Source organism: Pseudomonas sp. SWI36, assembly GCF_002948105.1.
In the GTDB taxonomy this organism is placed as follows: Bacteria; Pseudomonadota; Gammaproteobacteria; order Pseudomonadales; family Pseudomonadaceae; genus Aquipseudomonas; species Aquipseudomonas alloputida.
The window spans coordinates 3,138,472-3,152,335 of sequence record NZ_CP026675.1; the positions used below are offsets into that span (position 1 = coordinate 3,138,472).

A 13,864-nucleotide genomic window follows, 5' to 3' on the forward strand; every position below is an offset into this window, starting at 1 on the left:
GCCACAGATGCCGATGCGCGCCCAAGGGCGGCATCGGCATTTTTGTTTGTGTCCCATGCGCTGCAAGGAGCCGCGATGTATTGCGCCAAAACCTTCCAATCCACCCTGCCAGCCGCGCTGCCGGCCAACGCATGTTTTGCCATTGTCGCCCCGGCGGGCGCGGCGCGGCTTGATGCGCACAAGGTTAGCCAGTGGTTCGTTGACCGCGGCTACCGTTGCCATATCTACCCGGGTGCCCTGCAGGCGCAGGGCTACCTGGCGGGGCCGGACCAGCAGCGCCTGCAGGACTTGCATGCAGCGTTTGCCGATCCGGCCATGGACGCCATCCTGTGCATGCGTGGGGGCTACGGCAGCATGCGCCTGCTTGACCAGCTCGACTTTGAACTGATCCGGCGCAACCCCAAGCCGCTGATCGGCTACAGCGACATCACCGCGTTGCATACGGCGATCTACCGGCATGCCGGGCTGGTGACCTTCCATGGGGGGATGCTCAATGCCGACCTGTTGGGGGCCAAGTTGCCACCGACCGAGTCGTCGTTGCTGGCGCAACTGGGTGGGCATGTGAGGGCAGGCGAGCAGGTCGCGCACCCGGCGGGCTTCGCATTGGACTGCGTGCTGCCGGGGGTGGCCAGCGGACCGTTGCTGGGGGGCAACCTGTCGATGCTGGGGGCGACCATGGGGACCCTTGCCGAGCTGGATACCCAGGGCTGCATCCTGTTCATCGAGGATGTCAACGAGCCGTTGTACAGGGTGGATCGGCTGCTGACCCAGTTACGCCTGGCAGGCAAGCTGGAGGGGGTCAAGGGCGTGCTGGTGGGCGACTTTGCCGGGATTACCACTGCGGCGCTGACGCCGTTGCTGGAGGATACGTTTGCACCGCTGGGTGTGCCGGTGCTGGCGGGTTGGCGCAGCGGGCACTGTGACCCGAATGTATGCTTGCCCCTGGGGGCTCGGGTGAGGCTCGACAGTGTTCAGCAAACACTGGTGCTGGAGCAGGACCTGTTCAGGGCGTGAAACTACCGGGGCCGCGCAGCGGCCCCGAAATGCCTACTGCTGCCGCAGGCTCTCAAGCAGCTTATGGGTCGGGTAGCCATCCGCCGGCCAGCCCAGCCCTTGCTGGGCATTGCGAATCGCTTTGCGGGTATTGGCCCCGATAATGCCATCTGCATTACCCGCATCATGCCCGCGGCTGTTCAGCAAGTTCTGCAACTCCATGCGCTCGGTGCGGCTGAGCGGCAGATCCTCTTTCGGCCAGCTGCCGGCAATGAAGCCCCAGCCGCTGAAGCGATCCCCGAGCAGGCTCACCGCCAAGGCATAGGACGACGAGTTGTTGTATTTGAGGATGGCGCGGAAGTTGTCCAGCACCAGGAACGCCGGGCCGCGTGCACCGGCCGGCAGCAGCAGGGCGGCAGACAGCTGGTTGCTACCTGCCGGCAGCTGGGTGCCCGCTGGCAGTTTCACGCCCATCGCGAGCCATTCACTCACTGGTTTGCGCAGTGCGCCATCGGCCTGCCAGAAGTCGAAACCAGCCGGCACCTGTACCTCGAAGCCCCACGGTTGGCCGCGTTTCCAGCCCGAACTCTGCAGGTAGTGCGCTGTTGAGGCCAAGGCATCTGGTGTGCTGTTCCAGATGTCGCGGCGGCCATCGCCGTCGAAGTCCACGGCATGGGTATTGTAGGTGGTCGGGATGAACTGGGTCTGGCCCATGGCGCCGGCCCACGAGCCACGCATGGCTTCAGGCTGGATGTCACCATGCTGGATGATCTGCAGCGCGGCAATCAGCTGATCCTGGGCGAACTGTGGGCGGCGGCCCTCATAGGCCAAAGTGGCCAGCGAGCGGATCACCGACTTGCTGCCTTGGAACTGGCCGAAGTTGCTTTCCATGCCCCACACCGCGACCAGCACCTGGCGGTCCACGCCATAGCGTTGCTCAAGGCGAGTCAGCAGCTCGGCGTTCTGCTCCAGCAGCTTCTTGCCGTTGCGCACACGCAGGGGCGACAGGGCGCCTTCGAGGTATTCCCACACCGGGCGGGTGAACTCCGGCTGGCTGCGGTCTGCCTTGATCACGTCCAGGTCGGGGGTGACACCGAGGAAGGCGCGGTCGAAGGTGCTCGGCGAAATGCCGGCTTGCAGGGCCTGCTCGCGGAAGCCCGCTTGCCATTGGGCGAAGGTTTGCAGGGGCTGGATGTCAGTGCTGACGTCGGGCGTTGCGCCGGGCACGGTCACCACGGGATTGGGTTGGGCAGGGGCCAGCGGCAGCGCGTCGGCGGCGGTGGGCTTTTCCGCACAGGCCACGAGCAGGATGAAGCTGGAGGCCGCGATCAGCTGGCGGGTTTCCCAGCGGGGGATAAGACGGAAGAGCATGCACAGATCCAGAGTTGCAGGTCAGGTGACGACCATACCATGCCTGCGCTTGCGATGCTTTCATGCAGCCAAAAAGTAGGAAGCCTCCCAATCTCTCGATTGGAAGGCTTCGCGGCGGTAGCTGCCTTTGCCCTTGTTCGGTTGTTCCTGGCGGCAGCGGAACAGTGGCTGGGCAACGATGGACTTGGCCTTGTTGGGGCCGTGCTTTTTCGGCTTTTTGCTCATGGCGGGCTTCCCGGGTTGGGTGGGTTTCGCGGCGCACTGTAGGCCCCCGAGGGGTGGGGGCCAATTGATTGTGTATATGGTCGAGGCTCTGGTGCCTATGTGTAGGAGCGGGTTTACCCGCGAATACGGTGGCGGCGGCAACGGTGAACGGCGCGTGGAGATTGGTTAGCAGGGCCGGCCTCTTCGCGGGTGAACCCGCTCCTACACGACGGCCTGTGTCCAACCCCCGATGTGTGTCCACCACCAATCTGCGTAGGAGCGGGTTTACCCGCGAATACGGTGGTGGCTGCGACGGTGAATGGCGGGTGGAGATTGGCTAGCAGGGCCGGCCTCTTCGCGGGTGAACCCGCGAATACGGTAGTGGCGGCAACGGTGAACGGCGGGTGGAGATTGGCCAGCAGGGCCGGCCTCTTCGCGGGTGAACCCGCTCCTACACGACGGCCTGTGCCTAACCCCCGATGTGTGTCCACCACCAATCTGCGTATTCGCGGGTTTACCCGCGAATACGGTGGCGGCGGCAACGGTGAACGGCGCGTGGAGATTGGTTAGCAGGGCCGGCCTCTTCGCGGGTGAACCCGCTCCTACACGACGGCCTGTGTCCAACCCCCGATGTGTGTCCACCACCAATCTGCGTAGGAGCGGGTTTACCCCGCGAATACGGTGGCGGCAGCAACGGTGAACGGCGCGTGGAGATTGGTTAGCAGGGCCGGCCTCTTCGCGGGTGAACCCGCCCCTACACGACGGCCTGTGCCCAACCACCGATGTGTGTCCACCACCAATCTGCGTAGGAGCGGGTTTACCCGCGAATACGGTGGCGGCGGCAACGGTGAACGGCGGGTGGAAATTGGCCTGCAGGGCCGGCCTCTTCGCGGGTAAACCCGCTCCTACAGTGGCCCCAGTTACTCGGGAGGCAGGGCCAGGCGTTGGCCAGCCATCAACAGCGACAGCCGCGCCAGGCCAATCCAGGGCGAACCTTCAGCCTGCCCTTTGATCTGCGCATCGATTCGCTGGGCATCCTGCAGCAGTTGCGCCCAACGCTGCGCCGAGAGGCGCTGCAGGGCCTTGCTGACCAGCGGTCGGCGTTTGTCCCAGATGGGCGGGCGGGCCTGGCTGAACGCTTTGTCCAATGGCACGCCTTGGCTGAACTGCTGGGCTAGCCCCGCCAGTTGGCGCAGCTCACGGGCCAACGCCCAGAGGATGACTGGCGGCTCCACACCTTCACCGCGCAAGCCTTCGAGCATGCGCAGGGCATGCGCCGCCTCGCCGTTGAGAATGGCATCGACCAGGCCGAAGACATCGAAGCGGGCACTGTCGGCGACGGCAGCCTGCACGGTTTCCACGGTGATCTGGCTGCCTTCGGCCAGCAGCTTGAGTTTTTCGATTTCCTGCGCGGCTGCCAGCAGGTTGCCTTCCACGCGCGCGGCAATCAGGTCGACGGCATCACGCTGGGCTGACAGGCCGGCCTGTTGAAGGCGCTGGTTGATCCACTGCGGGAGCTGGTGCACATCCACCGGCCAGATCTGGATGAACTGGCAATGAGCGCCTTCGATCAATGCCTTGCCCCACTTGGTCTTCTGCGCACTGCTGTCGAGCTTGGGCAGGCTGATCAGCAGCAGCGTGTCTTCGGCGGGGTTGGCGCAGTATTCCATCAGCGCAGCGGCACCCTTGTCACCGGGCTTGCCCGAGGGCAGGCGCAGTTCCAGCAGGCGGCGCTGGGCGAACAGCGACAGGCTTGCACCGGCCTGGAGCAGGGTGCCCCAGTCGAAGTTGGCGTCGGCACTGAATACCTGGCGTTCATCGAAACCTTGCTGACGCGCGGCATTGCGGATGGCGTCGGCAGCTTCCTGGCACAGCAGCGGGTCGTCGCCACTGACCACGTAGACCGGTGCCAGGGCGCCTTGCAGGTGCTTGTTGAGTTGGGCGGGGGCGAGTTTCATGGGGAACAGGCGGGGCGCCCGAGGGCGCCCCTCGCGGGCTTAGTTGCCCGGTACTTCCAGTGGCGATTGCTGAGGCGTCTCGGCTTGCTGGCGGCGGGCAGCCTCCAGCGCGGCAGCTTCGGCTTGGGCGCGCTCGTCGGCTTTACGCTGCAGCTCATCCAGTTGGGACGGGGACAGCATCTGCAAACGTACGACCATGGCGTTGACCAGGTCGCGGCGCATTTCTTCGCGGGCGCGTTTGGCTTCCTGCTCGGAGCCGGTGATGTTCGAGCCGTCACGCACGTAGACCTTGCGCACCTCCAGCTTGTCGCTCATCAGCTCCAGGTTGTTCAGGCCCAGGATGCTGTAGTCCAGCTTGGTGGTCAGCTCGTACTCGGCGGTACGGTTGCCGCTGTTGTAGGTCGCCGAGCGCTCGCGCTCCTGTTCGTTGGTCAGCACCAGGCGATACGGTGCGCCGGCGTGCACGTTGACGCCGCTACGTTCCAGCACTTCACGCAGCTGGAGCACGGTCGGGCCATAGGCATTGCGCGCGCTGACGTCCATTTCCTTCACGCTCAGCTCGGTGGCGCCGGTGCCGCGCAGCTGGAAACCGCAGGCGCTGAGCATGACCGCCAGGCCGATTACCAGCAAATTGCGTTTGATCATGTTGTTGCTCCCTTTTGGGCCTGTTCCGCCCACCCGCAATCGATGCGGGTGGGCGTTTTCATCAGTTGGCGACGATGTTGACCAGCTTGCCCGGTACCACGATGACCTTGCGGATGGTCAGGCCATCGATGAAGCGCAGGACATTCTCGTTGCTGCGGGCAGCGCCTTCGACTTCTTCGCGGCTGGCAGCGGCAGGCATCTCGACCTGGCCGCGCAGTTTACCGTTGACCTGAACCACCAAGGTAATGGAGTCCTGCACCAGCGCCTGTTCGTCGACGCTTGGCCAGGCGGCATCGATCACCGAGCCTGCGTGGCCCAGGTGCTGCCACAGCGCGTGAGAGATGTGCGGAGTGATCGGCGCCAGCAGCAGGGTGACGGCTTCCAGGCCTTCCTGCAGCAGGGCGCGGTCCTGTTCGGTGGCTTGCGGGGCCTTTTCCAGCACGTTCATCACGGTCATCACCTGGGCGATGGCGGTATTGAACTTGTGGAACTGGCCCACGTCGGTGCTGGCCTGCTTGATGGCAGCGTGAATGGCGCGGCGGATGACCTTTTGCGCGTCGTCCAAGGCGGCAACATCCAGCTTGCCTGGCAGGCCCTGGCTGACGTGAGCCTGAGCCAGACGCCAGACACGGCGCAGGAAGCGGCTGGCACCTTCGACGCCGGAGTCGGACCATTCCAGGCTCATGTCGGGCGGCGAGGCGAACATCATGAACAGGCGGCAGGTGTCGGCGCCGTAGGCTTCGATCATGGACTGCGGGTCGACGCCGTTGTTTTTCGACTTCGACATTTTCTCGGTGCCACCGATTTCCACCGGCAAGCCGTCGGTCTTCAGGCGGGCGCCAATGATCTTGGCTTTGGCATCACGCTCGATTTCGACATCGGCCGGGTTGAACCAGTCCTTGCCGCCGTTGCTGGCAACGCGGTAGTAGGTCTCGGCGACCACCATGCCCTGGGTCAGCAGGTTCTTGAATGGCTCGTTCGAGGTGACCAGGCCTTCGTCACGCATCAGCTTGTGGAAGAAGCGCGCGTACAGCAGGTGCAGGATCGCGTGTTCGATACCGCCGATGTACTGATCTACCGGCAGCCAGTGGTTGGCGGCTTTGGGGTCGACCAGGCCTTTGTCGTAGTTTGGCGAGGCGTAGCGGGCGAAGTACCAGGACGACTCGACGAAGGTGTCCATGGTGTCGGTTTCGCGCTTGGCCGGAGTACCGCATTTCGGGCAGCTGCATTCGTAGAATTCAGGCATGCGCGCCAGCGGCGAACCGGCGCCGTCCGGCACCACGTTCTCCGGCAGGGTGACCGGCAGCTGGTCTTCCGGCACCGGGACGTCGCCGCAGGACGGGCAGTGGATGATCGGGATCGGGCAGCCCCAGTAGCGCTGGCGGCTGATACCCCAGTCGCGCAGGCGGAACTGGGTACGCGATTTGCCCAGTTCCTTGCGGATCAGGGCCGCTTCGATGGCGTCGAAGGCGCCAGCAAAGTCCAGGCCGTCGAACTCTGCGGAGTTGATCAGCTGGCCGTGCTCGCCATAGGCGGCCTGCCACTCGCTGCCGACTTCATCGCCAGCGCTGGTGCGCACCACGGCCTTGACCGGCAGGTTGTACTTGTGGGCGAACTCGAAGTCGCGCTCGTCGTGGGCCGGCACGGCCATTACCGCGCCATCACCGTAGTGCATCAGCACGTAGTTGGCGACCCATACTGGCAGCTTCTCGCCAGTGAGCGGGTGCTCGACCAGCAGGGAAGTGGCCATGCCTTTCTTCTCCTGAGTGGCCATGTCGGCTTCGGCAACGCTGCCGCTCTTGCACTCATCGATGAACGCCTGCAGCGCCGGGTTGCCCTGCGCAGCCTGGGTGGCCAGCGGGTGCTCGGCGGCGACGGCGACATAGGTGGCGCCCATCAGCGTGTCCGGACGGGTGGTGAAGACCTTGAGGGTGCCTTCGTGGCCGATGCTGGCCTGGTCGTACGGGAACTGGACTTCCATGCCGCGCGATTTGCCGATCCAGTTGCGCTGCATGGTCTTGACCTGCTCAGGCCAGCCCGGCAGCTCGTCGAGGCTCTCCAGCAGCTCGTCGGCGTAATCGGTGATGCGGAAGTAGTACATCGGGATTTCGCGCTTCTCGATCAGCGCGCCCGAACGCCAGCCACGGCCGTCGATGACTTGTTCGTTGGCCAGTACGGTCTGGTCCGCCGGGTCCCAGTTCACGGTACCGTTCTTGCGGTAGATGATGCCTTTTTCGAACAGGCGGGTGAACAGCCACTGCTCCCAACGGTAGTAGTCGGGTTTGCAGGTGGTGACTTCACGTGCCCAGTCGATGGCCAGGCCCAGGCTCTTGAGCTGGGTCTTCATGTAGTCGATGTTTTCGTACGTCCACTTGGCCGGGGCGACGTTGTTTTTCATCGCCGCGTTTTCCGCGGGCATGCCGAAAGCGTCCCAGCCCATCGGCTGCAGGACGTTCTTGCCCAGCATGCGCTGGTAGCGGGCAATCACGTCACCGATGGTGTAGTTGCGCACGTGGCCCATGTGTAGCTTGCCGCTCGGGTACGGGAACATCGATAGGCAATAGTAGGTGTCTTTGCCTGGCTGTTCGGTAACAGCGAACGATTGTTGCTCGTCCCAGAACTTCTGGGCGGCGGCTTCGATATCACGGGGCGTGTATTGTTCGTGCATGGCTACTTTTGGCTGAGAGAGAAGAGACCTTGTTCCAGGCAGCGGAACCTCGCTGCGTCCGGCACTCCGGTGTCGTTTAGAGTGAACGCCGTAGCATACAGCAGCGCCGCGCATCGTGGGAAACCTTCGTTGCGAATGCCCGCTGGTCGCGGCGCACGGCTGCTTTTTGCAACGACGCTAAGCTCAGGTGTGGGGGGAGATATTCTTACCTTCAATGAGGTGAACGGATGGGAGAGACGCAGCTACCCGCAATCAGACCGGAGCTTTACGAGCGCCTGATCGACCGGCTTGGCCTGGCACTGGAAACGGCCAGGACCTCGGTGCGATTGCGCGACGAGATGCCAGCTGAGCTTGAGTTGCGTGGCCTGAGCCACGCAGAGTTCGAAGTGATCAAGGCCTACCTGGAATCCCTTCCGGAGCGCCACAATGCCCCTGTCGGCAGTTACCCACAAGCGGAGCCGACATCGGCCAAGATCATCTGGCTCAAGGACAAGAAACGCCCCGCCAGTACGGCGAGATCCAGGACGCTGCCACATCGCTAGCCGTTCAGGACGCCAGGCGCAGGCTATCGCGCGCCGGTTCTTCACTATCACACAACTCAAGATCGACGCCGGTAAGCACTTGTTGACCGGCGTCGATCCTTCTAGGCTGCACGCCTGCCAAGGAGGTGTGGCCGATGCCGATCCGATTCTTCATCAAACAATGGCTGATGCCGCCGGGCGTGCTGTTCTTGCTGCTGCTTGCGGCATGGTGGCTGCGTACGCGGCGGCCCCGGTTGGCGGCGCTTTGCTTTACCGTAGGGCTGGGTGGCCTGTGGTTGATGAGCCTGCCGCTGGTGGTGCAGGAAACCGCCCGTGTGCTGGAAAGTGAGCCGCCGCTGGCCGTGAGCGACTGGGCCGGCCTGGCGAGCCGGGCGGATGCCATTGTGGTGCTGGGCGCCGGGCGCGAGCGCGGGGACCCGGCCTGGGGTGGCGGTGACCAGCCCACGGCCACGGCACTGGAACGTATGCGCTTTGCCGCGCGACTGGCCAAAGCCTCGGGCCTGCCAGTGTTGACCAGTGGTGGGTTGCATTACGGCACGCCGCCCAGCGAGGCGAGGCTGATGGCGGAGCGCCTGCATGAAGATTTCGCTGTCGAGGTGAAATGGCGCGAAGAGGCCAGCCGCACGACCTGGGAAAATGCTCAGCTGACGGCCAAGGTGCTGCAGCCTTTGGGGTTTCGCCGGGTGGTGCTGGTGACCCAGGCCTGGCACATGCAGCGCTCACGCTGGAGTTTTGAACAGGCGGGGTTCGAGGTGGTGCCGGCGCCGGTGGGGTTCCTTGGGCGCGATCATGCGCGGCCGTTTGGCGGGCTGCTGCCAGAGAGCCGGGCGATGTGGCAGAGCGGGCAGTTGTTCAATGAAGTGGTGGGGTTGGTGGGGTATCGGGTGTTCTACTGATTCACCGGCTTACACAGTCGCCTGTAGGAGCGGGTTTACCCGCGAAAGGGCCAGCCCCGCTGGCCAATCTCCACCCGCCGTTCACCGTTGCCGCGACTACCGTATTCGCGGGTAAACCCGCTCCTACAGTGGTCGCGTATCGCCAATCAGACGGTTTTTGCAATACGCCCTGCCAGCAACGCCCAGCCCAGCAGCAATGCACAGACAATTGCCAGCGGCCATGAGCGCCATTGCAGGTAAGGCGTCAGCTGCTGCATCGGCACCACCTCGCCATACAGCACGGCCTGCTGGAACTGCGGAATCTGCGTGGTAATGCGGCCAAACGGGTCGATCAGCGCGGTCACGCCGTTGTTGGTGGCGCGGATCATCCAGCGGCCGGCTTCCAGCGCGCGCATCTGCGCCATCTGCAGGTGCTGCAAGGGGCCGATCGATTTGCCGAACCAGGTGTCGTTGCTGATGGTCAGCAGCAGGTCGCTACGCGCAGCCAGGCCGGCGGCGAACTCGGGGTAGACCACCTCGTAGCAGATGTAAGGCGCAATCTGGTAGCCCTTGGCCTGCAGCAGCGGCTGGTCTTCCGGACCGCGGGCGAAGTCGGACATGGGCAGGTTGAAGAACTCGATGGCCCCACGCAGCACGTCTTGCAGCGGCACATACTCGCCAAATGGCACCAGCTTCTGCTTGAGGTAGGTGCCATCGCCTTCGCCAGTGACGGTGATGCCGTTGTAGTAGCGGCGCTGGTGGTGCACTTCTTCGCGCACCGGCACGCCCGTGATCAGCGCCGAGTGGCGCTCGGCGGCGAAGCGGCCCATCACGTCGATGTAGCCCTGGGCCTGGTCCTTGAGCACCGGAACGGCGGTTTCCGGCCACACCAGCAGGTCCACCGGCCTGGAGCTGAAGCTCAGGTCGCGGTATAGCGCCAGTTGCGCGTCGATGTGCGCAGGGTCCCATTTCAGGTCCTGCTCGACGTTGCCCTGGATCGCCGCCACTTTCAGCGGATCGCCTGCCGGAATGGTCCAGGCATGGCCCTTGAGCGCCAGGCCCAGCACCCAGGGGGCCAGCAACAGCACGCTGGCCACGGCCAGGAACGAGGGGCGGGTGCGCAGGCGGTGCAGGTTGCACAGCAGGGCGGCGGTGAGGGCGAGGCTGAAGGAAATCAGCCATACCCCGCCCAGCGGCGCAAGGCCGGCCAACGGGCCGTCCAGCTGGCTATAGCCGGCGTAGAGCCAGGGGAAACCGGTCAGGAACCAGCCGCGGAAGGCCTCTTGCAGTAGCCAGAGGGCGGCGAAGCACAGGGCGTCGGCCAGTGGTGCTTCGTTGCGCCGTAGCCAGCGCGCCCACAGCCAGGTGGGCAGGGCGAAGAACCAGGCCAGTGCGGCGAAGAACACCAGCAACAACACGATTGCCAGCAGCGGCGAGGCGCCGCCGTAGGTGTTCATGCTGACGTAGATCCACCAGGTGCCGGCGCCATACAGGCCAAACCCAAACCACCAGCCACGCCACATGGCCTGGCGCGGGCTGAGCTCGCGCAGGCCAAGGTAGAGCACCGCGATGGACAGCACCGCCAACGGCCAGATGTCGAACGGCGCCAGGGCCAGGAGGGTGGAAGCACCGGCCGCCAGGGCCAGCAGGTTACCGGGCCAGCCGGGGCGGGTGATCCAACGCATGTTTGTCCTTAACGGGTGATCGGGGTCAGGCGCAGCAAGTGTATCCGCCGGCTGTCGGCGTTGAGAATACGGAACTTGTAAGACCCGATCTCAGTGGTTTCGTTGCGCTTGGGCAGGTGGCCAAAGGCGCTCATCACCAGGCCGCCGACCGTGTCGAACTCGTCATCGGAGAACTCGCTGTCGAAGAACTCGTTGAAGTTCTCGATCGGGGTAAGCGCTTTGACCAAAAAATCACCGCTGGGCAGTGGTTTGATGTAGCTGTCTTCCTCGACGTCGTGCTCGTCTTCGATATCGCCGACGATCTGCTCCAGCACGTCCTCGATGGTGACCAGGCCCGCCACGCCGCCATATTCGTCGATGACGATGGCCATGTGGTTGTGGTTGGCGCGGAATTCACGCAGCAGCACGTTCAGGCGCTTGGACTCGGGCACGAAGGTGGCCGGGCGCAGCAGGTCCTTGATGTTGAAGCTGTCGCCGTTCTCCTTGAGGATCAACGGCAGCAAGTCTTTGGCGAGCAGGATCCCGAGCACATCGTCATGGCTTTCGCCGATTACCGGGTAGCGCGAGTGCGCGGCGTCGATCACCGCCGGCAGGAACTCGCGAGGCGACTGGCCGGCCTTGATGCTGTTCATCTGCGAGCGCGGCACCATGATGTCGCGAACCTGCAGGTCGGCTACCTGAATGGCGCCTTCGACGATGGTCAGCGCTTCGCTGTCCAGCAATTTGTTCTGATGGGCTTCGCGCAGCAGCTCAAGCAGCTCCTGGCGGTTTTTCGGCTCATGGGCAAAAGCCTGGGTCAGTTTACCCAGCCAGGACTTCTGCCCGTTGCTCGATCGATCTTCGCTCATGGCGGTTCTCGTGATCCTTCGTGTATCAGTGTGTGATTGTGTCGGTTTCATCATCGGCATACGGGTCGGGGTGACCCAGTTCTGCCAGCAATTCCCGTTCCAGGCTTTCCATTTCCTCGGCTTCCTCATCCTCGATGTGGTCATAGCCGAGCAAGTGCAGGCAACCGTGGATGACCAGGTGCGCCCAGTGGGCTTCCAGCGATTTGCCTTGTTCGGCCGCTTCGCGCTCGACCACCGCTACACAGATGACCAGGTCGCCCAGCAGCGGGATATCGAGCAGGTCATCGGGCACATCGGCCGGGAACGACAACACATTGGTCGCGTAGTCCTTGTGCCGGTAGGTGTGGTTCAGCTCGCGGCCTTCGGCTTCGTCGACCAGGCGAATGGTCATTTCCGAGTCGGCGCTGCGCTGGCGCAACGCCAATTCGCACCAGCGGCGCAAGGCGGCGTCTTCTGGAGTGGCAGCATCCGTGGCCCGTTGGATATCAAGTTCAAGCATCTTTGCCGGGCGCCTCGGGCTTGGGCTGGCGGGCTTCGAAGCGGTCGTAGGCTTCGACGATACGCTGAACCAGTGGGTGACGAACCACATCCTTGGGTTGGAAATGGGTAAAGCTGATCCCCGGAACGTCCTTCAGCACCTCGATGACGTGCGCCAGGCCCGACTTGGTGCCACGGGGCAGGTCGACCTGGGTTATGTCACCGGTGATCACCGCAGTAGAGCCGAAACCGATGCGGGTCAGGAACATCTTCATCTGCTCGAGCGTGGTGTTCTGGCTTTCGTCGAGGATGATGAAGCTGTTGTTCAGGGTGCGGCCACGCATGTAGGCCAGAGGGGCGATTTCGATCACCTGGCGTTCGATCAGCTTGGCCACGTGTTCGAAGCCGAGCATTTCGTACAGGGCGTCGTACAGCGGGCGCAGGTACGGGTCGATTTTCTGTGCCAGGTCGCCGGGCAGGAAACCGAGCTTCTCACCCGCCTCGACCGCCGGGCGCACCAGCAGGATGCGGCGCACCTGTTCGCGTTCCAGCGCGTCCACGGCGCAGGCTACGGCCAGGTAGGTCTTGCCGGTACCGGCCGGGCCGATGCCGAAATTGATGTCGTTGGCCAGGATTTCCTTGACGTAGCGCTGCTGGTTGAGCCCGCGCGGGCGGATGTTGCCTTTGCGCGTGCGCAGCGACACGCTGACCTCGTTGACGGCCGGGTTGTCGATGTTCTCGACAGCCGACTCCTGCAGGTACAGGTGCACGGTTTCCGGTGACAGGTCGGTGGCCTTGGTCTCGCGATAGAGACGGCGCAACAGCTGTTCGGCAGCGGAGGTGGTCCTGGGTTCGCCGATCAGTTCGAACTGATTGCCGCGGTTGCGGATCTCGATGGCCAGGCGCTGTTCGATCAGGCGCAGGTGCTCGTCGAACTGGCCGCACAAGTTGGCGAAACGGTGGGCCTCGAAAGGTTCGAGGATGAAACGATGGGGTTCTATGGGTGCGTTCAAGGTCGTTTTTAGCCGCTCGACGGCGATGGAGTTGAACTCAAGAATAACCCTTGAATGGCAGTGGCGAAAGCACTGAAACGATCAAGGGTTGGCTCAAGGTATATAGTGCCTGTTCTGGCCTCTTCGCGGGCATGCCCGCTCCCACAGGTACTGCACGGGTTTGAAGGTGGGTGCAATACCTGTGGGGCTTGCCCGCGAAGGGGGCGGTGCAGGTATGATCCCCGTCTTTTCTTACGCATGTGTTATCTGGCCAAACATGAGCAAACGCGAACCCGCCATCTATAAAGTGATCTTCCTGAACCAGGGTCAGGTCTTCGAGATGTACGCCAAGCAGATCTACCAGAGTGACCTGTGGGGCTTTCTGGAAATCGAGGAGTTCGTGTTCGGCGAGCGCTCGCAACTGGTCGTGGACCCGAGTGAGGAGAAGCTCAAGAGCCAGTTCGACGGAGTGGTCCGCAGTTTCGTGCCGGTGCACTCGATTGTGCGCATCGATGAGGTGGAGCGCCTGGGCACGGCGAAGATCAGCGAGGCCAAGGGCGGCGGCAATGTGATGCCGTTCCCGATGCCAATGCCGGAAAAGTGACC

13 protein-coding genes are annotated in these 13,864 nt (G+C 63.6%); 4 read left to right on the forward strand and 9 right to left on the reverse strand.

The window, feature by feature from the left end; genetic code table 11:
* The first annotated feature begins 75 nt into the window (after nt 1-75).
* Nucleotides 76-1,014, forward strand: a complete 939-nt coding sequence (locus tag C4Q27_RS14985) for an LD-carboxypeptidase (protein ID WP_064491145.1) — start codon at nt 76-78, stop codon at nt 1,012-1,014.
* A 33-nt stretch (nt 1,015-1,047) separates the two neighbouring features.
* Here C4Q27_RS14985 and C4Q27_RS14990 read toward each other — a convergent pair whose 3' ends face one another.
* From C4Q27_RS14990 to leuS, 5 genes are all read right to left on the reverse strand, one after another.
* Nucleotides 1,048-2,364, reverse strand: coding sequence for a lytic murein transglycosylase (locus tag C4Q27_RS14990; protein WP_010955414.1), 1,317 nt, complete (start codon nt 2,362-2,364; stop codon nt 1,048-1,050).
* Between the two features lie 60 nt (nt 2,365-2,424).
* On the reverse strand, nt 2,425-2,589 hold the full coding sequence (gene arfA / locus C4Q27_RS14995) for an alternative ribosome rescue factor ArfA (protein WP_003249747.1): 165 nt from the start codon (nt 2,587-2,589) through the stop codon (nt 2,425-2,427).
* Between the two features lie 899 nt (nt 2,590-3,488).
* Complete coding sequence (gene holA / locus C4Q27_RS15005) at nt 3,489-4,526, reverse strand: DNA polymerase III subunit delta (RefSeq protein ID WP_003249749.1); 1,038 nt, start codon at nt 4,524-4,526, stop codon at nt 3,489-3,491.
* A gap of 39 nt (nt 4,527-4,565) precedes the next feature.
* Complete coding sequence (gene lptE, locus C4Q27_RS15010) at nt 4,566-5,171, reverse strand: LPS assembly lipoprotein LptE (protein ID WP_020193850.1); 606 nt, start codon at nt 5,169-5,171, stop codon at nt 4,566-4,568.
* A gap of 61 nt (nt 5,172-5,232) precedes the next feature.
* Nucleotides 5,233-7,839 (reverse strand): leucine--tRNA ligase, encoded by a 2,607-nt coding sequence (gene leuS / locus C4Q27_RS15015; protein ID WP_104887005.1) that lies wholly within the window; start codon nt 7,837-7,839, stop codon nt 5,233-5,235.
* A 227-nt stretch (nt 7,840-8,066) separates the two neighbouring features.
* Between leuS and C4Q27_RS15020 the strand changes: the two genes are divergently transcribed.
* On the forward strand, nt 8,067-8,381 hold the full coding sequence (locus tag C4Q27_RS15020; protein ID WP_010955411.1) for a hypothetical protein: 315 nt from the start codon (nt 8,067-8,069) through the stop codon (nt 8,379-8,381).
* A gap of 134 nt (nt 8,382-8,515) precedes the next feature.
* Nucleotides 8,516-9,277, forward strand: coding sequence for a YdcF family protein (locus C4Q27_RS15025; RefSeq protein ID WP_064491245.1), 762 nt, complete (start codon nt 8,516-8,518; stop codon nt 9,275-9,277).
* A 146-nt stretch (nt 9,278-9,423) separates the two neighbouring features.
* Here C4Q27_RS15025 and lnt read toward each other — a convergent pair whose 3' ends face one another.
* The 4 genes from lnt to C4Q27_RS15045 are packed head-to-tail and all read right to left on the reverse strand — an operon-like array spanning nt 9,424 to nt 13,279.
* On the reverse strand, nt 9,424-10,941 hold the full coding sequence (gene lnt, locus C4Q27_RS15030) for an apolipoprotein N-acyltransferase (protein WP_104887006.1): 1,518 nt from the start codon (nt 10,939-10,941) through the stop codon (nt 9,424-9,426).
* 8 nt (nt 10,942-10,949) lie between these two features.
* Nucleotides 10,950-11,789, reverse strand: coding sequence for an HlyC/CorC family transporter (locus C4Q27_RS15035; protein ID WP_003249762.1), 840 nt, complete (start codon nt 11,787-11,789; stop codon nt 10,950-10,952).
* Nucleotides 11,790-11,814: 25 nt separating this feature from the next.
* Nucleotides 11,815-12,288 carry an rRNA maturation RNase YbeY gene (gene ybeY, locus C4Q27_RS15040; RefSeq protein WP_010955408.1) on the reverse strand — a complete coding sequence of 158 codons (474 nt, stop codon included), beginning with the start codon at nt 12,286-12,288 and terminating at the stop codon, nt 11,815-11,817.
* Nucleotides 12,281-13,279, reverse strand: coding sequence for a PhoH family protein (locus tag C4Q27_RS15045; RefSeq protein WP_014592526.1), 999 nt, complete (start codon nt 13,277-13,279; stop codon nt 12,281-12,283). The genes ybeY and C4Q27_RS15045 overlap by 8 nt, the downstream gene beginning before the upstream one ends.
* Nucleotides 13,280-13,535: 256 nt before the next feature.
* On the opposite strand from C4Q27_RS15045, the gene C4Q27_RS15050 reads away from it, so the two are divergent.
* Entirely contained in the window at nt 13,536-13,862 is a 327-nt protein-coding gene (locus C4Q27_RS15050) for a DUF1820 family protein (RefSeq protein ID WP_104887007.1), read from the forward strand.
* Nucleotides 13,863-13,864: the final 2 nt, after the last annotated feature.